The sequence below is a fragment of the Roseicella sp. DB1501 genome (genome assembly GCF_013112485.1).
In the GTDB taxonomy this organism is placed as follows: domain Bacteria; phylum Pseudomonadota; class Alphaproteobacteria; order Acetobacterales; family Acetobacteraceae; genus Paracraurococcus.
In genome coordinates, this window is the sequence record NZ_JABFHG010000011.1 from 21,159 (window position 1) to 41,818 (window position 20,660).

At 71.5% G+C, this 20,660-nt stretch carries 14 protein-coding genes and 2 pseudogenes; 9 read left to right on the plus strand and 7 right to left on the minus strand.

From position 1 onward, the window contains the following. Position 1 precedes the first annotated feature (1 nt). Together HJG45_RS20145 and HJG45_RS20150 are read right to left on the minus strand one after the other, a co-directional pair. Entirely contained in the window at positions 2–772 is a 771-nt protein-coding gene (locus HJG45_RS20145) for a molybdopterin-binding protein (protein WP_171614386.1), read from the minus strand. Positions 773–980: 208 nt separating this feature from the next. Beyond that, positions 981–2,027, minus strand: a complete 1,047-nt coding sequence (locus HJG45_RS20150) for a GNAT family N-acetyltransferase (protein ID WP_171614388.1) — start codon at positions 2,025–2,027, stop codon at positions 981–983. A gap of 603 nt (positions 2,028–2,630) precedes the next feature. Between HJG45_RS20150 and HJG45_RS20155 the strand changes: the two genes are divergently transcribed. Both HJG45_RS20155 and HJG45_RS20160 read left to right on the plus strand, forming a co-directional pair. Continuing rightward, complete coding sequence (locus tag HJG45_RS20155; protein ID WP_171614390.1) at positions 2,631–3,707, plus strand: hypothetical protein; 1,077 nt, start codon at positions 2,631–2,633, stop codon at positions 3,705–3,707. After that, a complete protein-coding gene (locus tag HJG45_RS20160) occupies positions 3,707–5,443 on the plus strand; it encodes a glycosyltransferase family 1 protein (protein WP_171614392.1) in 1,737 nt (578 codons plus the stop codon). The genes HJG45_RS20155 and HJG45_RS20160 overlap by 1 nt, the downstream gene beginning before the upstream one ends. Positions 5,444–5,565: 122 nt before the next feature. Here the strand turns inward: HJG45_RS20160 and argJ are convergent, their stop codons facing one another. Further along, positions 5,566–6,804 carry a bifunctional glutamate N-acetyltransferase/amino-acid acetyltransferase ArgJ gene (argJ, locus tag HJG45_RS20165; protein WP_171614394.1) on the minus strand — a complete coding sequence of 413 codons (1,239 nt, stop codon included), beginning with the start codon at positions 6,802–6,804 and terminating at the stop codon, positions 5,566–5,568. 96 nt (positions 6,805–6,900) lie between these two features. After that, positions 6,901–7,920, minus strand: a complete 1,020-nt coding sequence (locus tag HJG45_RS20170) for a peptidylprolyl isomerase (RefSeq protein ID WP_171614396.1) — start codon at positions 7,918–7,920, stop codon at positions 6,901–6,903. Between the two features lie 268 nt (positions 7,921–8,188). On the opposite strand from HJG45_RS20170, the pseudogene secA reads away from it, so the two are divergent. The 4 genes and pseudogenes from secA to HJG45_RS20185 all read left to right on the plus strand — a co-directional run. Next, positions 8,189–10,685: pseudogene (gene secA / locus HJG45_RS20175) on the plus strand (preprotein translocase subunit SecA); the annotation flags it as partial. Positions 10,686–10,801: 116 nt separating this feature from the next. After that, positions 10,802–10,921 (plus strand): annotated as a pseudogene (locus HJG45_RS29640) (SEC-C metal-binding domain-containing protein); the annotation flags it as partial. 41 nt (positions 10,922–10,962) lie between these two features. Continuing rightward, complete coding sequence (locus tag HJG45_RS20180) at positions 10,963–11,649, plus strand: RluA family pseudouridine synthase (RefSeq protein WP_171614400.1); 687 nt, start codon at positions 10,963–10,965, stop codon at positions 11,647–11,649. Then, positions 11,646–12,056, plus strand: a complete 411-nt coding sequence (locus HJG45_RS20185) for a hypothetical protein (RefSeq protein ID WP_171614402.1) — start codon at positions 11,646–11,648, stop codon at positions 12,054–12,056. The genes HJG45_RS20180 and HJG45_RS20185 overlap by 4 nt, the downstream gene beginning before the upstream one ends. A 218-nt stretch (positions 12,057–12,274) precedes the next feature. Here the strand turns inward: HJG45_RS20185 and HJG45_RS20190 are convergent, their stop codons facing one another. Further along, entirely contained in the window at positions 12,275–12,766 is a 492-nt protein-coding gene (locus HJG45_RS20190; protein ID WP_171614404.1) for a YaiI/YqxD family protein, read from the minus strand. After that, positions 12,763–14,004 (minus strand): acyltransferase, encoded by a 1,242-nt coding sequence (locus HJG45_RS20195; protein WP_171614406.1) that lies wholly within the window; start codon positions 14,002–14,004, stop codon positions 12,763–12,765. Before HJG45_RS20195 ends, HJG45_RS20190 begins: the two co-directional genes overlap by 4 nt. A 436-nt stretch (positions 14,005–14,440) precedes the next feature. Between HJG45_RS20195 and HJG45_RS20200 the strand changes: the two genes are divergently transcribed. From HJG45_RS20200 to HJG45_RS20210, 3 genes are read left to right on the plus strand one after another with little or no spacing between them, the layout of a single operon-like run. Then, positions 14,441–15,571, plus strand: coding sequence for an efflux RND transporter periplasmic adaptor subunit (locus tag HJG45_RS20200; protein WP_171614408.1), 1,131 nt, complete (start codon positions 14,441–14,443; stop codon positions 15,569–15,571). 20 nt (positions 15,572–15,591) lie between these two features. Next, a complete protein-coding gene (locus HJG45_RS20205) occupies positions 15,592–18,693 on the plus strand; it encodes an efflux RND transporter permease subunit (protein ID WP_171614410.1) in 3,102 nt (1,033 codons plus the stop codon). Then, a complete protein-coding gene (locus HJG45_RS20210; protein ID WP_171614412.1) occupies positions 18,690–19,022 on the plus strand; it encodes a DHCW motif cupin fold protein in 333 nt (110 codons plus the stop codon). Before HJG45_RS20205 ends, HJG45_RS20210 begins: the two co-directional genes overlap by 4 nt. A 164-nt stretch (positions 19,023–19,186) precedes the next feature. Here HJG45_RS20210 and HJG45_RS20215 read toward each other — a convergent pair whose 3' ends face one another. Continuing rightward, positions 19,187–20,659: an MDR family MFS transporter gene (locus HJG45_RS20215; protein ID WP_171614414.1), complete on the minus strand. Its 1,473-nt coding sequence runs from the start codon at positions 20,657–20,659 to the stop codon at positions 19,187–19,189. Between the last annotated feature and the right edge of the window lies 1 nt (position 20,660).

Here is a 20,660-nt window from a genome sequence, read left to right on the forward strand (position 1 = left end):
GTCATTCGGGTGCCGGCTCACCCTCCCGCGCCTCGCCGAAGCGGGCGAGCAGCGCCAGGCAGGCGGCGGCGGCCGCCTCGACCGCCGCGCCATCCGTGCCCTTCGCCACCAGCGCGACGCCGCCGCCCTTGCCGCGGTAATAGGGGTAGCTGCCGAGGTCGAGCGCCGGGTACTGCGCCTGGATGGCGGCGAGGCCCTCGGCGATCTGGCCCTCATAGACGTAATCCGCATGCACGGTGTGCGAGCGGATGGGCTGGCCGCCCGCGAGGCCCGGCGCCAGCGCCTCGAACATCGAGCGCATGATGCGGGGCACGCCCGCCATCACATGCACGTTCTCCATCGAGAAGCCGGGCGCCGTGGTCTCGCCGCAGCGGATCGGCACGGCGCCGCGCGGCAGCGTCGCCATGCGCAGCCGGGCGGCGTTCATCTCCACCGGCGGGTCGCGCCGGGCATAGTCGGCGGCCATGATGGCGCGCGTCTCCTCATGCACCTCCCAGGGGACGCCGAAGGCCTTGGCGACGCATTCGCTGGTGATGTCGTCATGCGTCGGGCCGATGCCGCCGGTGGTGAAGACATGCGTGAAGCGCGCCCGGCACTCGTTCACCGTGGCGATGATGGTGTCCTCGACATCGGGGATGACGCGCGCCTCGCGCATCGGGATGCCGATCTCGCCAAGGCGCGTCGCCAGGAATTGCAGGTTGGCGTCGCGGGTGCGACCCGAGAGCACCTCGTTGCCGATGATCAGCAGGCAGGCGGTGGGATTGGCGGTCATCGTGCTTCCTGGACGTCGCGGGGGAGCGGAGGGAGTTGGTCGCGGGGGAGCGGAGGGAGTTGCCCGACGAGGCCCCTCGGCGCCTCGCCGTCGTCCCGGCTCCGCAGGGCAGGCCGTTGCCGGGCGATGATAATACGCGGCCCCTCGCCGCCTAGGGTGATTCCACGCCGGCCCGGCAGGGCCAGGGGGCCATGCCTGCCCGGCGGGGTCAGAGGAAGTCCCGCAGCATGGCGACCAGCGGCTTGTCGGCCGGCGGCATGGCATAGCCGCCGAGCTTCTGCGGCCGCACCCAGGCCAGCGCCTGGCCCTCGACCGGCCGCACCACGCCGCTCCAGCGCCGGCAGAGATAGAGCGGCATCAGCAGGTGGAAGGCTTCGTAGCCATGCGAGGCGAAGGTGAAGGGGCCGAGGCAGGCCTCGGTGACGTCGATATCAAGCTCCTCCTTGAGCTCGCGGATCAACGCCTGCTCCGGCGTCTCCCCCGGCTGCACCTTGCCGCCGGGGAACTCCCAGAGCCCGGCCAGCGGCTTGCCCTCCGGGCGGCGGGCGAGCAGCACGCGGCCATCGGCATCGACCAGGGCGACGGCGGCCACCAGCAGCACCGGCTTCGCGCCGGACGGTGCCGCACTGGGCATGGCGAGGGGTGCGGCGGGCGCGGCTGAAGGTGCAGGCGGGGACGGCGCGGCGGGAGGGGCCGTCGCCTCCCCGGCCGGCCGGCCCTCGAACAGCAGCACCGGCATGGGGCCGCCGCGCGAGAGGAAGGTCTGCACCCCCTCCCCCGCCGGCGCCAGCCCCAGCCGGCGCAGCACGGCCTGGGAACGCTGGTTGTCCTTCAGCGCGCTGGCGCGGATGGTGGCGATGCCGAGCTCGGCCCGCGCCCAGGCGCAAAGCCGGGTCACCGCCTCCGACGCCACGCCATGCCCCCAGAAGCGGCGGCCGACCCAATAGCCCAGCTCGGCCGCGCGGCCGTCGCGTGAGCGGCTCAGCCCGACGCAGCCGATCAGGTGCTCCGCCCCGTTCTCCTCGCCGATGATCGCCAGGTGCCAGGCCTGCCCGGCGGCGATCTGCGCCCAGGTGGATTCGATCCAGGTCTCCGCCAGCTCCCGCGGATAGGGGAAGGGCACGCGGGCCAGGGTCTTGGCCACCTCCCAGTCATTGACCAGCCGGTGCAGCGCCGGCGCGTCCTCGAGCCGCAGGGGGCGAAGGGTCAGCCGCTCGGTCCGGAGTGGCGGGAAGTCGGGGAACGGCACGGTCACGGGATGGAGGCGCTCGCAGCGGGGGGGGCCAGGAATGGCCAGCCGCCCGCGCCTGTCAACGGAGCGGGAGGGCCGGCTGGCGCCGCGGCGAGGGACAAGGATGACGGCCACGCCACGCTCCCCTCATGGACAGCAATCGGTGGCGGCTGACGATCAGGGCGTTGCAGCTTCACGGCACTTTTTTTTCATTATAGTATCGAAACACGAAGACACTCGACTTGATCCGAGGTCAAGCAGCGCCGCGCTCCCCTGTCGCAAGCTGAAGGCCTGCGGTGGGCCTGCCCGGCGGCAACGAGACGGCGATCAACCACCCCTTGTTCCGGTGCGCCCGGCAAGGCCGGTCGCATGTCACCGGTCCGCAAGGAACGAGGGACGCGTACATGGCGAAGGACCATGGTCGCTTCGCTACGAATGAGCATCAACATTGCCGCAAGATTATCGAAGCAGAAAGGTTGCCGATCGTGCCTCTCGATGCCGGCGCCGCGGTGGCCAAGGCATGCCAATCCGGCCTGCATCGTCGGCACACCTCGCAAAGTGGCTCGAGAGCAGGGCATGACACGGTTGGATCACTTCGAGATGTCACCATCGCAACCCTGGCCGCGGATGGACGACATCGTCTTCACCTCCGATCTGCTGAAGATCGACGACCGCTTGGCAGAGAGGCTTCCCAATCCGCAGTCCATCAACATCGAATGGTTGCACGCCCTCTTCGCGCCGATCCTCGCCTCGCTCACCGGAAGCAACTGCCGCATTTACGCCGCGGAAGACTACCCCAATCCCTTGTCGCGGCTCGCGGTGTACCGTCGGCTGCAACGCGACTTCAGCTCGGCCGGGTGGGCATCACTCTATGATAGGCTCGACGACCCGGACGTCGAGTGCGCCCTCGCAAGCCGCTTCGCCGGCGCGCTGATCGTCTCCTTCGAAATGCCTCCTTACCTCGAAGCCATCCTGCGCCGGCACGAGATCGGCTTCATCGACCTGACGATCCATCCGATCCGCTACCTTGCGGACTATATGTTCGGGATCCGCAGCAACATCGAGGCGGTGAGCCAACGGCTGCACGCGACGCAGATCGACCCGGAGCATTTCCAGGATGCCGCGCGGATTTCCGCCGCCCGCTCGGTGCGGGTCTGGCGCCGCAAGCCGATCGAGCCGGGCTCGGCAGTCTTCCTCGGGCAAATCGAGATCGACGCCTCCCTTATCCACCAAGGGCGACTGCATGATGTGGAGGCAGTCGAAGGCGCGCTCCTTGATCTGTCCACCCGCCATCGCAAGGTTTATTACAAGGCGCATCCGCATCGGAAGGATCTCGATCGCATCAAGCAGCTGGTCGCCTCGCTGCCGCGCGTCGAATGGCTGGACGCGAATATCTACGACCTGCTTGCGTTACCGGAGATCGATGTCGTGGCGAGCCTTTCCTCGGGCACGCTGGTCGAGGCCGGCTTCTTCGGACGCAACACGCGGCGCTATCTTGCCAGGTCGCCGCTGGTCGACGTCAGCGGCGCGGCGCATGAGGAGGTGTTCAGGCGCGGCCAGTATGTCGCCGCGCCACCGGCCGTCTTCGGCAAGGCCTATTGGGCCTATCTGCTAGGCGCCTCCGATGAGGCACCTCCGGTGCACAGCTTCGACCTGATGCGCGATGCGCTCAGAACGACGCTCAACATGCAGTGGGGCCGCTGATGAGCGCCGCGGATGCTCCTGGGCCTGGCATCGTCTACGACCTCACACGCCTCGTCAAGCGCGCCGGAGCACGGACGCCCACGGGGATCGACCGGGTCGATCTGCGCTACGCCCTGCGCGCGGCCGCGGGGGAATGGGGCCCTGCCCTGCCGGCCCTGCAACTCGGCGGCGAGATGATAGCGGTTCCGCATTCGGCCGCCCGCCGGCTTCTCGCCCACCTCTCCAGTTGCTGGCTGGAAGGCGGCGCCAGCGAGCCGGCGATCGAGATGCTCCTGCGCGATGCCGGGCTGGCCGAGCCGGTGCCGGCAAGCCGGCGGCTTGCGGGCGCAAAGGCAGTCCAGACCTTCGCCCTGCAGCACGACCGCGCCTTCTACCTGAACGTCTCGCACCACGGTCTCGGGGAGGGCGAAATGCTCGCCCGGTTGCACGCGCGGCTGGGCGGCGGCTGCGTCTTCTTCGTGCACGACCTCATCCCAATCGAGTATCCTGAATATGTCCGCCCGGGCGATCAGCAGCGGCACGCGGCACGGATGGCAACCGTGCTGACGCTGGCTAGTCTGGTGATCGTGAATTCCGAGGCGACGCGCCGGTCGCTCGAGAACTGGGCCGAACGGAACGGCTACGCGCCCCCGCTCTGCCAAGTCGCCCATATAGGGATCGAGCCGGGCTTCGAGCAGCCGGCCCCTGCCGACTTGCCGCCGATCGAGACGCCCTATTTCGTGTATGTCAGTACGATCGAGCCTCGCAAGAACCACGTCACCCTGTTGCACCTGTGGCGGGACATGGCCAGGAAGCTGCCGGCCGAGCGCGTCCCGAAGCTGGTCCTGATCGGTCGCCGGGGTTGGGAATGCGAACATGTCTTTGCGCTTCTCGACCGTTGCGATCTATTGCAACCGCATGTCATCGAGCTGAGCCATCTCGACGACGCGACCATGCTCCGCTGGTTGCGGGGCGCCCGGGCCGCCCTCTTCCCCAGCTTCGCCGAAGGTTGGGGGATGCCGGTAGTGGAGGCTCTCTCGCTGGGCGTGCCGGTGATCTGCTCGCGCATTCCAGCCTTTGAGGAGGCCACGCAGGGGCTCGGGGAGATGCTGGATCCGCTCGATGTCCCGGCTTGGCACGATCGGATTCTGGCCTATGCCAGCGAGCCGGCCGACGCGCGCTCTACTCGGCAAGCCCGGCTGCGCGATTTCGCGCGTCCGCAATGGGCATCGCATTTCGCCGCGGTGCAGGCCGCGGTCGCGGCGAGAGACGGCAAGCGCCTACCCACCACCCGCCTGCCCGAGGCCTGGCAGTTGGCCGGGCCGGAGGTCACGCGCCCCGGGCTGGATGCGGACCCGACCTTCGGAAGCTACGCCGATGCGGTGTTGGCCGGCGACATGCGGCGCGATGCCAAGGATTGGGCGGCGGCCGCCCGGGCTTATCGACGTGCCCTCGAGTTACAGCCAGACGAGGGCCACATCTGGGTGCAGCTCGGCCATATGGCGAAGGAGGCAGGCGCGTCGCAGCTCGCCTACAACGCCTATAGCGAGGCGTTGCGCCTCTTGCCCGATGATGCGGACCTGCATTTGCAGTTCGGGCATTTCTTCAGAACCATCCGGCAAACGCCCCAGGCGCTCGCCTATTACGAGGCCGCCCTTCTGCTGGACCCGCACTCCGAGGATGCACGGCGTCACGTCGACGGGGTGCGGGCCGAACTGTTGAACCATCCGCCGATGGCAGCGCGGGTTCCGGCCTGAAGGGCGCAGCACTGGCCGGCGACGTTCCTCGGCGATGGGCGGACCGGCGATCGCAAGCCGTCGTGCCGGCTCCGCTTCGGGCGCGCGGCACGACAACGGCAATCATGCGGCTGGCAGGCTCCCTACGACCGATACGACCCGTTGATGTCGATATACCCATGCGTCAGGTCGCAGGTCCAAACCCTGGCCTGGCCCTCGCCGAGACCGATATCAACGGTGATCTCGACCTCCCGCCCCTTCATATGGGCGACCACCGGCGTCTCGTCGTAGCCGGGCACCACGCCGCCCTCGCGCGCCATCCAGGTGCCGCCGACCGCGACGCTCAGGCGGTCGCGGTCGGCCGGCTCGCCGGCCTTGCCGACCGCCATGACGATGCGGCCCCAATTCGCGTCCTCACCGGCGATCGCCGTCTTGACCAGCGGCGAGTTCGCAATGGCCATGGCGATGCGGTGCGCAGAGGCGTCGCTCACCGCCCCGGTGACGTTGATCTCGATCAGCTTCTGCGCCCCCTCGCCGTCGCGCGCGACCATGAGGGCGAGGTCCATCAGCACCGCATCCAGCGCCCGGGCAACATCGGAGAGGATCTCGCCGCCCGCCTCCGGCACCGCCGGGTGCCGCGCCTGGCCGGTGGCGAAGAGCAGCAGCGTGTCGCTAGTCGAGGTGTCGGAATCGACGGTGACGCAGTTGAAGCTCCGCGCCGTCCCGGCGGCGAGCAGCGCCTGCAGCGCCAGTGCCGGTATCGCGGCATCGGTGGCGACGAAGCTCAGCATGGTCGCCATGTCGGGCGCGATCATGCCGCTGCCCTTGGCGATGCCGGCGATCGTCACCGTCGTCTCGCCGATCCGGGCGGTGCGCACCGCCGCCTTGGGGAAGGTGTCGGTGGTCATGATGCCGCGCGCCGCTTCCGGCCAGCGATCCGATGCCAGCCCCGCATGCAGCGCCGGCAGGGCGGCGGTGAGCTTGCCATGCGGCAGGGTCTCGCCGATCACGCCGGTCGAGGCCAGGAAGACCTCCTCCGGCTGGCAACCGACGAGGCCCGCCGCCGCCTCGGCGGTCGCGCGCACCGCCTCGCGCCCGGCGCGGCCGGTGAAGACATTGGCGTTGCCGGCATTGACCACCAGCGCCCGCGCCGTGCCGCCCGGCAGGACGGCCCGGCACCACTCGACTGGCGCGCCGGGACACTTGTTCTGGGTGAAGACGCCCGCGACGGTGGTGCCGGGGGCGAACTCCATCATCGTCAGGTCGGCCCGCCCCTTGTAGCGGATGCCCGCCTCGATCGTGCCGAGGCGGAGCCCGGCGATGCGCGGCATGTCCGGCAGGGGCAGGGCGAGGGGGGAGACGGGCAGATCGGTGCCGGCCATGGCGGGCTCCTCAAGGCTAGCAACGCTGCGCTGGCAACGCTGCGCTGGCAACGGTTGATCCAACCGGGGGCGGCGGGCCGCCGCCCCCGCCGAGCCTCAGCGCCGCTGCGGCGCCGGCCTGGCGCCGCCGGCGGCGGGCGGCGCCGCCTGGTCGAGCAGCGAGCCGCCGGCGCCCGGCGCCGCCTGGCCCGGGATCTCCACCTTGGCATTCGCCCGCACCTGCTGCACCACCTTGTCCACCTGCTCCTGCAGCATCTGCTGGCGAAGCTGCTGGCGGCTCTCCTCGAAGCTCGGCACCGGCGCGGTGCGGCGGGCCTCGACCTTGATGACGTGCCAGCCGAAGGGGCTCTGGACCGGCGCGGCGCTGACCTCGCCGGGCTTCATGGCGAAGGCGGCCTCGGCGAATTCCGGCACCATGTCGGAGCGCTTGAAGAAGCCGAGGTCGCCGCCGTCGCGCGAGCCGGGATCGGTCGAGAGCCGCCGCGCCACCGCGGCGAAATCCTCGCCTCCCTTCACCGCGGCGAGCGCCGCCTTCGCCTCGCTCTCCGTCTTGAGGAGGATGTGGCGCGCATGCACCTCCTCCTCGCCCTGGCGCTTGCCGCTCTCCTGCTCGTAGCGGGCGCGGAGCGTGCTGTCGGTGACGCTGGTCGCCACCGCGCGGGCGAGGAAGCTCTGCTGCAGCTCCTGGTCGGAGGCGCGCTGCATGCGGCGTCGGACATCCGCATCCTTGTCGAGGCCGGCGCTGCGCGCGGCATCGGTCAGGGCCCGCTCGGTGACCGTCCGCTCGATGAGCTGCCGCTGCGCCTCGGGCGGGATCATCTGCAGCAGCATGGCGGGCGGGGTCTGCCGCATCTCGGCCGGCAGCACGTCCTGCGCGGTCGCGAGCACGTCGGACATGCGGATCTCATGGCCGTCGACCCGGGCGACGACGGGGTCGTCGGCGGCCGGCGGCTGGGCGGCGGTCGGGCCGGGCGAGGGCGCGGCGGCCTTCCCTGGGGCCTGGTTTCCTGGGGCCTGGTTTCCTGGGGTCTGGTTTCCTGGGGTCTGGGCCCGGGCGGCGAAGGGGGCCAGCGGCAGCAGCAGCGCGGCCGCCAGCAGGGAGGGATGGAGACGCATGCGGAACGGCACCCTTCGAACGGCGCGGGACAATGGCGGAAGCCCTTCCCGCCGGCAACAGCCGAGACTGCCGCCAGCGTTGACCTGGACGCCGCCCTTGCCTATCTGTCGCAGCGCGCCGGGGTCGCGCAGCACCCGCCGCCCGGTAGGGCCCGGGGCCCGGTTCGGCCGCCCCGCCCCCTATCCGTCACCACCCCGTCTCGCCTGCGGCACCGGCAGGCCCGTGGCCCGCGCGGGGCCGGCGCCATCCCGGAGTAGCAAGGCCCGCATGTTCGGACGCATCGCCCGCGCCATTTTCGGCACCGCCAACGACCGGGCCCTGAAGGGCCTGCAGGCCCGCGTGCCGGAGATCAACGCGCTGGAGCCGGCCCTCGCCGCCCTGTCGGACGAGGCGCTGCAGGCCCGCACGGCCGATTTCCGCGATCGCCTGGCCAAGGGCGCCAGCCTCGACGACATCATGCCGGAGGCCTTCGCCACGGTGCGCGAGGCGGCGAAGCGCGTGCTCGGCCTGCGCCATTTCGACGTGCAGCTCGTTGGCGGCATGGTCCTGCATGCCGGCAAGATCGCCGAGATGAAGACCGGCGAGGGCAAGACCCTGGTGGCGACGCTGCCGGTCTATCTCAACGCCCTCACTGGCCGCGGCGTGCACGTGGTCACGGTGAACGACTACCTGGCGCGGCGCGACGCCGAGTGGATGGGGCGGCTCTACCGCTTCCTCGGCCTCAGCACCGGCATCATCGTCCATGGCCTGACGGACGAGGAGCGGCGCGCCGCCTACGCCGCCGACGTCACCTACGGCACCAATAACGAGTTCGGCTTCGACTATCTCCGCGACAACATGAAGTACCGCCTGAAGGAGATGGTCCAGCGCGACTTCAACTTCGCCATCGTCGACGAGGTGGACAGCATCCTCATCGACGAGGCGCGCACGCCGCTCATCATCAGCGGCCCCTCGGAGGACAGTTCCGACCTCTACCGGCGGGTGGACGAGGTCGTGAAGCTGCTGGTCGCCGACAAGGCGACCTACGACAAGGACGAGAAGCAGCGCACCGCCAACCTGACCGAGGAGGGTTCCGAGCGGATCGAGGAGGCGCTGCGCGAGGCCGGGCTGCTCGAGGAAGGCAACCTCTACGACTTCCACAACGTCACGCTGGTCCACCACGTCAACCAGTCGCTGCGCGCGCATGTGCTCTTCGCCCGCGACGTGGACTACATCGTGCGCGACGACAAGGTGGTGATCATCGACGAGTTCACCGGCCGCATGATGGAGGGCCGGCGCTACTCGGACGGGCTGCACCAGGCGCTGGAGGCGAAGGAGCACGTCACCGTCCAGCCCGAGAACCAGACCCTCGCCTCCATCACCTTCCAGAACTACTTCCGGCTCTACCCGAAGCTTGCCGGCATGACCGGCACCGCCTCGACCGAGGCGGACGAGTTCGCCGAGATCTACAAGCTCGACGTGCTCGAGATCCCGACCAACGTGCCGGTCGCCCGCAAGGATGACGACGACGAGGTCTACCGCTCGGCGCGCGAGAAGTACGACGCGGTGATCACCCTGATCGAGGAGGCCCGCACCCGCGGCCAGCCGCTGCTAGTCGGCACCACCTCGATCGAGAAGTCCGAGCTGATCTCGGAGCTGCTGAAGCAGCGCAAGATCCCGCACAACGTGCTGAACGCCCGCTACCACGAGCAGGAGGCGGAGATCATCGCCCAGGCCGGCGGCCCCGGCGCGGTCACCATCGCCACGAACATGGCCGGGCGCGGCACCGACATCAAGCTCGGCGGCAATGCCGAGGCGCTGGCGCGGCAGGAGACCGGCCAGTCCGACGGCCCGGATTACGAGTCGGCGCTCGCGCGCCACAAGGCGGCGGTCGAGGCGGCGCAGGAGCGGGTGAAGCAGGCCGGCGGCCTCTTCGTCATCGGCACCGAGCGGCATGAGAGCCGGCGCATCGACAACCAGCTCCGCGGCCGCTCCGGCCGCCAGGGCGACCCGGGCAACAGCCGCTTCTTCCTCTCGCTCGAGGATGATCTGATGCGCATCTTCGGCAGCGACCGCATGGGCGGGATGCTGCAGAAGCTCGGCCTCAAGGAGGGCGAGGCGATCGTCCATCCCTGGATCAACCGGGCGCTCGAGAAGGCGCAGAAGAAGGTCGAGGCGCGCAATTTCGACACCCGCAAGAACCTGCTGAAATACGACGACGTCATGAACGACCAGCGGCGCGAGGTCTATGCGCAGCGCAAGGCGTTCATGAAGTCCGAGGACGTCTCCGAGACCGTCGCCGAGATGCGCCGCGAGAGCATCGCCGACATGGTCGACCGGGCGATCCCGGAGAATGCCTATCCCGAGCAATGGGACCTCGAGGGCCTGGCGCAGAAGGTGCGGGAGAGCCTCGGCCTCGACCTGCCCGTCCAGGACTGGGCGAAGGAGGAGGGCATCGACGAGACCCGGCTGCGCGAGCGGCTGGAGGCGGCAGCCGAGCAGCACTACGCCGCCAAGGTGGCGAATTTCGGCCCCGGCACCATGCGGCTGGTCGAGAAGTCGCTGCTGCTGCAGATCTTCGACGCCGTCTGGAAGGAGCACCTGCTGGCGCTCGACCATCTGCGCCAGGGCATCGGGCTGCGCGCCTATGGCCAGCGGGACCCGCTGAACGAGTACAAGTCCGAGGCCTTCGGCCTGTTCAACGCCATGCTCGCCGAGCTGCGGGAGCGGGTGACGAGCCTGCTGATGCGCATCGAGCTCCAGCCGGATGCGCCGCTGCCCTCGCCCGAGCCGGTGCGGGTGATGGACATGCGCCATCCGGAGCCGGCCATGGCTGAGCTCGAGATGGCCGGCGAGGGCGGGCCGGGCTACGCCCCCGTGCCGATGGGCACGGCCGATGCCCCACGCCGCGCCGAGGCGGTGGACCCCGCCGATCCCTCGACCTGGTCGCGCACCGCGCGCAACGCGCCATGCCCCTGCGGCAGCGGCAAGAAGTACAAGCACTGCCACGGCCGGGCCTGACCGCTGCCCTTCGTCGCCGGGGCGCGCCGGGGGGGCCTGCCATGCCCCGGCCCGCCGCGGCCCTCGATCCGCCCGTCCGCCTGCTCCATCGCGACGACCGGCTGCTGATCCTCGACAAGCCGGCCGGCCTCGCCGTGCATGCCGGCCCGCGCGGCGGCGCCTCGCTGGAGGACTGGCTGCCGCGCCTCGCCCTCGGCAAGCGCCGCCTGCCGCAGCCGGCGCACCGGCTGGATGCGGATACCGCCGGCTGCCTCGTGCTCGGCCGCACCAAGCCGGCCCTGGCCGCGCTCGGCGCGCTCTTCGCCGCCGGCCGGGTGGAGAAGACCTATTGGGCGGTGGTCCGCGGCGCCCCGCCGGGGGAGACGGGCGAGCTGGCGGCGCCGCTGGCCAAGCGCAGCACGGCGAAGGCGGGCTGGTGGATGGTGGTGGACCCGGCGGGCCAGCCGGCGGTGACCGCTTGGCGGCGGCTCGGCGGCACGGCGAGCCTGACCTGGCTTGAGCTCCGCCCCCGCACCGGCCGCACCCACCAGCTCCGCGTGCATTGCGCGCATCTCGGCTGCCCGATCCTCGGCGACCCGCGCTACGGCCCGCCCGGCGAGGCCGTGCCGCTGCACCTGCTGGCCCGCGCCATCGCCCTGCCGCTCGACCCGCCCGTCGCCGCCACCGCGCCGCCGCCGCCGCACATGCAGGCGGCGCTGCGGGCCTGCGGCTGGGAGGCAGGCGCATGATCCGGCGCCCCGCCTTACTGCTGTCGGCCCTGCTGCTGCCAGCCCTGCTGCTGCCAGCCCTGCTCCTCGCCGCGCCGGCCATGGCGCAGCAGCCGCGCTGCGGCTTCGGCCTTGGGCTGGAGGCGATGCGCCAGGCCGAGCAGGCGCTGCGGGCCGGCGCGGCGGCGCCCGGACTGCTGCCCGCCCGCGCGGCGGCGGAGACGGCGCAGGCGGCCCTCGCCGAGGCGGCTGGGCGGCTGCAGGGCTGCGGCTGCGCCCGCGCCGCGGAGCTCACCGGCGAGGCGGTGCGGCTGGCGGAGCAGGCCCCCTTCGAATCCTCGCTGGACCGCCTCGCCCGCGTGCTGGACCGCGCCCGCCTCTCGCTCGGCCTCGCCCGCGACCGGCTCGGCCGCGAGGGCTGCGGCTAGAGCGTGATCGCTTAAGGTGGACTCACCGAACAGCGTGACTCACGCGATCAAGCAACGGCCTGGACCATGATCCGCCACCCTGTGTGAGCGGATCATGGTCTGGAGCATTCCCCGTTCACCTGCGTTCACGGCAAATGCTCTAGCAGCTTGTTTGCAGAGCAAATTCACGCCTCCGGGCGAGGCCGCCCTGCGGCGATCTGCTTTGATTCGCCCCTGCTCTATTCGAAGCTCACCCAGGGCCGGGGCGGCGCCGCCCCGGCATCGCGCCTCGCCGCGGCGATTGCCGCATCGAGGGCCGAGAGGAAGCGCGAGCGGTCGGCCGCCGTCAGCGGCGCCGGGCCGCCGGTCTGCATCCCGCGCTCGCGCATCTCGGTGGCCACGGCGCGGCCGGCGAGGGCATTGCCGATATTGTCCGGCGTCCAGGGCCGCCCCTTGAAGCCGAGCGCCCTGGCGCCGCGCGCCAGACAGCGGGCGGCGAGCGGGATGTCGGCGGTGACGCAGACATCGCCGCGGGTGATCCGCTCGGCGATCCAGTCATCCGCCGCATCCGGCCCCTCGGGCACCAGCACCATCTCGACCAGCGGCAGGCCGGGCGGCCGGACCGGGCGGCTGCCATTGCTGACGACGCGCACCGGCAGGCCGAGCCGCGTCGCCACCCGGAACACCTCCTCCCGCACCGGGCAGGCATCGCCATCCACGTAAAGGATCATGCCCCGCTATTGGGGGTCGCGGCCGCCGGCCGCAAGCCCGCCGCCCCCGCCTCGTCGCCCCGCCCGGCCCGGCGCGCCGCCTGCCGTCGCCCGGCGGCGATGCCCGGCTGCTCCACCCGGAGCGCGGCGAGGCTCGCCAGCAGCACCAGCAGCGGGCAGGCGAGGAGGAGGAGCCCGCAATACAGCGCCTCGCTGCCGCGCCCGGGATCCAGCCAGGCGCCGAGCCGGTCGGCGACCAGCCACAGCACCAGCCCGTGCAGCAGGTAGAGGCTGTAGCTCGCCTGGCCGAGCCAGATCGCCGCCGGCCGGTCGAGGGCGCCGCAGAGGGTGTTGCCGCAGGCCACGGTGGCGAAGAAGACGGTCAGCAGCAGGGTCGCCGGCGGGGCATAGGCGGTGTCGAGGCCGAGCAGCACGATGCCGAGGCAGAGCAGCGCCGGCGGCACCGCCCAGCCGCTGCGGCAGGCCGCCCGCAGCGCCGGCTGCCGCACCGCATGCGCCGCGGCGATCCCGCCGGCGAAACTGGCCAGCACCGGTCCCTGAAAGGGCCAGCGATCGCCGGCCAGCGCCACCATGCCGGTGAGGAGGAGCAGGCAGGCGAGGACCGCCCCTGGCCGCATCGCCCGGAAGGCGAGCATCGCGGCGAGCGGCAGCACGGCGTAGAACAGCACCTCATAGGGCAGCGACCAGGCGGCATAGGCGAGCAGCCGCCCGGTCCCGGCGAAGCCGTCGAGATCGGCCGGCGCCGGATAGGCGAAGAGCAGCCAGGCGCCGATTCCCCGCAGCGTCTCGTCCAGGGGCTGCTGCCAGCGGAAGCCGGCCGAGGCCAGCACCGCCAGCAGCACGCCGGCGAGCGCCAGCAGCCAGGCGGGGTAGAGCCGCCAGAGCCGGCCGATCAGGAAGCCGCCCCAGTCGATCCGCCCGCGCCGCTCCAGCACCCGGCCCCAGAACAGGAAGGCCGTCACCATGAAGAAGAGCGCGACGCCGACCTGGCCGAGCTGCCCGTAGAGCCGCGAGGGCGGCAGCGCCCAGCCGCGGCCGAGCAGGAAGAACCAGGTGATGACGGCGTGGTGGACGAAGACGCCGAGGGCGAGCAGGCCGCGCAGCCCGTCCAGCGCCGGGTTGCGGCCCGCCTCGGCGGCGAGCACCAGGCGCGCCGCCGGCGAGAGCCGCAACACCAGCCCGGCCGTGGCGAGCGCCAGGGCGAGCAGCGCGAGGACGAGAAGCGGCGAGAGGATCATGCGACCACGGCGGCTCCCGGCACGACAGCGGCGGCGTCCCGGCCCGAACGCCATCCGCTCAGGGCGCGGCCGGGCAGGCTGCCGAGACGGCCTCCGGTTTCTCCATCTCCCGCGCCGCAGCGGGGCGCAAGCGCGGCGCCGCTCATCGCACCCGCAGCTCCGTCCGCGCCGCCTTCCCCAGCCGCATCCAATTGCCGCGGCGGGATCGGGCATCCGCTCAATTTTTCATCCAAACGGCTTGATCGTCGCATAAATCGGTCGACCGCGTGGGACGCCGCGCCGCCAGCCGTATAGGATGCGATGTCCCCGGGGGCCAACCGGGGGTGTTCCCGAGGTCTGTTCCCGAGGTCCGGGCCCGGCCTGGGCGCGAGGCAACTGCAATGCGCCCAACAATCATGGATCCTGGGGTCATGCATCCGGAGGGTTAAGGAGCCGAATGACGCCAAGCCTGCCGCCGCCGCTGCAGCGCACCCTCTGCGCCATCCTGCTCGCCCTCGGCCCGGCGGCGGGGGCCTTCGCGCAGACCTCCGGCAGCGCGGTGCCGGTCACCACGGATCCGGTGCGGATCGGCCCGGTGCCGGTCGAGATCCTCGCCAACGGCATCGTCGCCTCGGAATCGGTGGTCACCATCCGTACCCGCGTCGACGGGCAGATCGAGAAGGTCCTGGTCACCGAGGGGCAGATGGTCCGCCGCAGCCAGCCGCTCTTCGTGCTCGACAGCCGGATGAACCAGGCCCTGCTGGCGCAGCAGGAGGCGCAGCTCGCCCGAGACAAGGCGCAGGCGGCGCGGGCCGATGCCGATCAGAAGCGCTACCAGTCGCTGCGCGGCGAGAGCTTCGCCTCGCAGCAGCGCTTCGAGCAGGCGCAGGCGGATGCGCTCGCCGGCGTCGCCACGGTCCGCGCCACCGAGGCGCTGATCGCCCAGACCCGGCTCAGCATCGACTACGCCACCATCGCCGCCGAGATGGACGGGGTGCTCGGCGCCATCCCGCTGCGCGCCGGCAATTTCGTCCGACAGGCGGAGAACACCGCCATCACCACCCTCACCCAGATCGACCCGATCCTGGTCAGCTTCGCGGTGCCGGAGCGCTGGCTACCGACGATCCAGGGGGCCATGCGCGCCGGGCCGCCGGTGGTGGTCCGGGCCAGGGCGCAGGCGGATTCGGCGGCGGCGGCGGAGGGGCAGCTCGTCTTCGTCGACAGCGCGGTGGATACCAGCACCGGAACCATCCAGCTGAAGGGCCGCTTCCAGAATGGCGATCGCCGGCTCTGGCCCGGCCAGTACGTGGAGGTGAGCCTGGCGCCGCGGACCGATCCGGCGGCGATCACCGTCGCCGCCCCGGCGGTGCAGACCGGCCAGCATGGCCGCTACGTCTTCGTCCTCGCCCCTGACGGCACGGCGCGGCGCCGCACGGTCGAGTATCTCCGCACCGCCGGCGACCGGGCGGTGGTGAAGGGCGAGCTGGCGGCGGGCGAGAAGGTGATCGTCGACGGCGCGCAGCGGGTGACGGAGGGCATGCGCGCGGTGGAGCGCGCCCCGGCCGCGCGCGTCTCCAGTCTGCAATAGCACCGGGCGGGGCGGGACAGATGAACATCTCGGAACTCTGCATCCGCCGTCCGGTGATGACGGTGCTGCTCTCGCTGGCCGCCATCGTGGCCGGGGCCGTCGCCTATACGCGGCTGCCGGTCGCCGCCGTGCCGCGGGTGGATTTCCCGGTCATCACCATCTTCGCCAACTTCCCCGGCGCCAGCCCGGAGACCATGGCGACCAGCGTCGCCCTGCCGCTCGAGCGCGAGCTGTCGACCATCGCCGGCGTCGACACCATGTCCTCCATCAACGGCCAGGACACGACGCAGATCACGGTGCAGTTCGTGCTCGGCCGCAACATCGACGCGGCGGCGCAGGACGTGCAGGCGGCGATGACACGCGCCCAGCGTCGTCTGCCCATCGATATGACCATCCCGCCGAGCTACCGCAAGGTGAACCCGGCGGATGCCCCGGTGGTGCTGCTGACCCTTTCGGGCGGCGACGCGCCGCTCTACCGGCTGAACGACATCGCCAGCACCATCATCGGCCCTGCCCTCTCGCGCGTGCCGGGCGTGGCGCAGGTGCAGACCTATGGCGAGCAGCTCTATTCCGTCCGCGTGCGGCTCGACCCCGACCGCACCGCCGCCATGGGCCTCGCCTTCGACACGCTGCAGAACAGCATCGCGGCGGCCAATTCCAACACCCCGGTCGGGCTGCTGAACGGCACCCGGCAGCAGCTCACGCTGCGCGCCAACGACCAGCCGCAGAGCGCCGCCGAGTTCGGCCAGCTCGTCGTCGCTGGCCGGGCCCAGGCGCCGGTGCGGCTCTCCGAGATCGCCAAGGTGGCCGACGGGGTGCAGAACGAGCGCGTCGCCGCCTGGCGCAACGACAAGCGCGCCCTGGTGCTCGCCGTGCTGCGCCAGCCGGACGCCAACACGGTCGAGGTGGTGGACGGGGTGAAGTCCAGCATCCTCGCCCTGCAATCCGCCCTGCCGCCCGGGGTCGAGCTCAACGTCATGCTCGACCGCTCCCGCTCGATCCGCGACGCGGTGCACGACGTGCAGGAGAGCCTGCTGATCGCTATCGGGCTGGTGGTGTTGGTCTGCTTCCTCTTCCTGCGGCGGCTGACGGCGACGCTGATCCCGACCGTCGCGGTGCCCATCAGCCTCTGCGTCGCCTTCGGGTTGATGTACGTCCTGGGCTACGGCATCGACAACGTGACGCTGCTCGGCCTGACCATCGCGGTCGGGCTGGTGGTGGACGACGCGATCGTGGTGCTGGAGGCGATCGTCCGCCATATCGAGGCGGGGATGGCGCCGATGCAGGCGGCGATCCGCGGCGCGCGCGAGATCGGCTTCACCGTCCTCTCCATCACCCTCTCCCTCATCGCCGTCTTCCTGCCGATCCTGCTGATGGGCGGCGTGGTCGGGCGGGTCTTCAACGCCTTCGCCGCCACCGTCTCGCTCGCGGTCATCGCCTCCTGCATCGTCTCCCTCACCCTGACGCCGCTGATGGCCAGCCGTCTGCGCGGCCACCATGCGCCGGGCAAGCGCCCGCCGCTGCTCGACCGCGTGCTGGAGGGCGGCTTCCAGGGGATCGAGCGCGGCTATGCCTGGATGCTGGACAGGGCGCTGCGCTTCCGGCTGGCGGTCTGGGCGCTCTTCCTCCTCTCCCTCGGCGCCGCCGCCTATGTGGCGGTGGTCATCCCCAAGGGCTTCTTCCCGGTCGAGGATACCGGCTTCATCCTGATCAACACCGAGGGGCCGCGCGGCGCCTCCATGGCGGCGATGGCGGAGGTGCAGGGCCGGCTGAGCGAGGCGCTGCTGAAGACGCCCCATGTGACCAATGTCGTCTCCAACCTCGGCGCGGTGGGCGGCAGCATCTCCATCAACCAGGGCCGTCTCTTCGTCGAGCTGAAGCCGCGCCAGGAGCGGCCGCCGGTCGAGCACGTGATCCAGGAGCTGCGGCGGACGGCGAACGGCTTCCCCGGCCTCCGGGTCTTCATGCAGCCGATCCAGAACATCAATTTCGGCGCCCGGCAGACCCGCACCCAGTATCTCTACTCCCTGCAGGGCCTGCGGCTCGACGAGCTCTATGACTGGGCGCCGCGGCTGGAGGAGCGGCTGCAGAAGCTGCCGCAACTGCAGGACGTGAACACCGACCTGCAGCTCGACAGCCCGGTGGTGCTGGTCAATGTCGACCGCGACCGGGCGACGACGCTCGGCGTCACGGTGGACCAGGTGCGGCAGGCGCTGTTCTCGGCCTTCGGCGCCCGGCAGATCTCCACCATCTACGGCCAGGCGAATGCCTATCCGGTGATCCTGGAGGCGCTGCCGGAGGACCAGCGGGACGAGACCGGCCTCGCCAAGCTCTATGTCCGCTCGAATACCGGCAGGCTGGTGCCGCTCTCGGCCGTCGCCTCGATCGAGCGGCGCTCGGGCCCGCTCAACGTCTCGCATCAGGGCCAGCTGCCAGCAGTCGTCATCGGCTTCAACACCCCGCCCGGCGTCGCGCTCGGCGATGCGGTGCAGGCGATCCGCGCGGTCGAGCGGGAGATGGGCCTGCCGCCGAGCGTCGTCACCGGCTTCTCCGGCGCCGCGCAGGTCTTCCAGGAGGCGCTGGCCGGCCAGGGCATGCTGGTGCTGACCGCCGTGCTCATCATGTATGTCGTGCTCGGCGTGCTGTACGAAAGCCTGATCCACCCGCTGACCATCCTCTCGGGCCTGCCGGCGGCGGCGCTCGGCGCCTTCGCCACGCTCTACCTCTTCGGCCTCGACCTCTCGGTGATCGCGGTCATCGGCGTGCTGCTGCTGATCGGGCTGGTGAAGAAGAACGCCATCATGATCGTCGACGTGGCGCTGCAGCGGCAGCGGGCCGGCTCGCCGGCGCTGACGGCGGTACGCGAGGCCTGCCTGCTGCGCTTCCGGCCGATCCTGATGACCACGCTTGCGGCCGGCGCCGGCGCCATCCCGATCGCGGCCGGCTGGGGCGCGGCGGCGGAGCTGCGGCAGCCACTCGGCCTCGCCGTGGTGGGCGGCCTGGCGGTGAGCCAGGTGCTCACCCTCTTCGTCACGCCGGTGCTCTATCTCGGCTTCGACAGCCTGGCGCGGAAGCTGAGCTTCGGCCGCGGCGCGGTGCCGGCGGCGGCGCCGGCCGAATGAAGATCCCGCCCCTTCCCTTCACCGTCACCGACTGGTCGGCGATGCCGGAAACCCGGCATCCCGGCGAGACCGGCGAGGCGATCTGGAGGACGCTCGAGATCGGCGACCTGCGCGTGCGCATGGTGGAATACACGCCGGGCTACCTCGCCGACCATTGGTGCGACCGCGGCCATGTGCTGCTGGTGCTGGAGGGCGAGCTGGAGACCGAGCTGCGCGACGGCCGCCGCTTCGTGCTGCGGCCGGGGATGAGCTACCAGGTTTCCGATTTCGGCGACGCCGCCCACCGCTCCTCCACCCGCACCGGCGCGAAGCTTTTCATCGTCGACTGAGCGCGCCGCGGTCACGCCCGCAGCGCACCTCTCCATCCGTCGCCTCCCGTTGCCCTGCCGCGGCTTCGCCGCGGCAGGCTGTGACGGATCCCGGGCCCGGGGCGAATCCCGGGCCCCCCGCGAAGACGCGAAGCGGCTTCGTGGGGGTTAAGTCGTGGGGAGCATCATTCCGCCGGCAGGCGCTTGGACGGGCCGGTGCCGTGGCCGCTCACCGCCTCGCCCGCATCGGGGGCCAGCCGGGCGAAGAAGGGCGCCGAGGCGAGGATCACCAGCCCGGCCACCAGGAAGCCGGCAACGAAATCGGGCCCGGCCGGGGCGTGCCGGCCGGCCAGCTCCGCGCTCGCCTCCAGCGTCGTCGTCGCCAGCACCACGCCGAGCGCCGGGGCGAGCTGCTGCGCGGTGCCGGCGAAGCTGGTCGCCGCCGAGAGGCGCGGCGGCGGCACATCGGCGAAGGCCAGGGTGTTGAGGGCGGTAAATTGCAGGCTGCGGAACAGCCCGCCCAGCGCCAGCACGGCGAAGAGCAGCGGCGCGGGCCAGGCCGGGGTGAAGGCTGCCGGCAGCGCCACGCCGACCGCCGCCAGCAGTGAGGCGCCGATCAGCGCCTGGCGGAAGCCGAAGCGTTTCAGCACCGGCCGGGCCAGCGGCTTCATCGCCAGCGCCCCGAGGGCCGTGGCGAAGGAGACGAGCCCGGCCTCCGAGGCGCTGCGGCCGAAGCCGACCTGCAGCAGCATCGGCACCAGGAAGGGCGAGGTGCCGGCGCCGATGCGGAACAGGCTGCCGGCCAGGGTCGAGGTGTTGAAGGTCGGGATGCGCAGCAGCGAGATGTCGAGCGCCGGCCGCTTCGCCCGCCGGCAATGCCGGATCGCCGCCCAGCCGAACACCGCCCCGAGCACGAGCCCGGCCTGCGGCAGGCCGGGCGGCACCACGCCGCGGCCGATCGTCTCCAGCCCGAACATGAAGAGGGCGAGCGCCAGGCCGATCAGCAGCAAGCCGGGGAGGTCCGGCGGGCCGGGATTGCTGGGCGCGACGGGCGGGATCTTCCAGGCCACCATGACGAGGCCGAGGGCGCCGATCGGCACATTGATGAGAAAGACCGATTGCCAGCCGAAGGCATCCGTCAGGAGGCCGCCGAGCGGCGGGCCGCTGATCGGCCCGATCATCGCCGGCATGGTGAGCCAGGCCATGGCGCTCAGCATCTCGTCCTTGCGGATCTGCCGCAGCAGCAGCAGCCGCGCGACCGGCACCATCATGGCGCCGCCGACGCCCTGCAGGACGCGCGCGCCGATGAGCTCGGCGACACCGCTCGCCCGGCCGCAGAGGACGGAGGCGAGGGTGAAGACGACGATCGCCACCATGAAGACGCGCTTGGCGCCGAAACGGTCGGCCACCCAGCCGGAGACCGGGATGAAGACGGTGAGCGCGACGAGATAGGAAGTGATGGCCGCGCCGAGCCGCGCCGGCTCCACGTTCAGATCCCGCGCCATGGCCGGCAGCGCCGTCGTCACCGCGCTGCTGTCGAGGTTCTGCATGAAGAGGGCGCTGGCGACGATGGCGGCGATCAGCCGCGGATCGGCCTTCGTTTCGGGCGCGGGCAGTGGGCTGGGGGAGGCGGGGTCCGCCCCGCCGGAGTCGGTCATC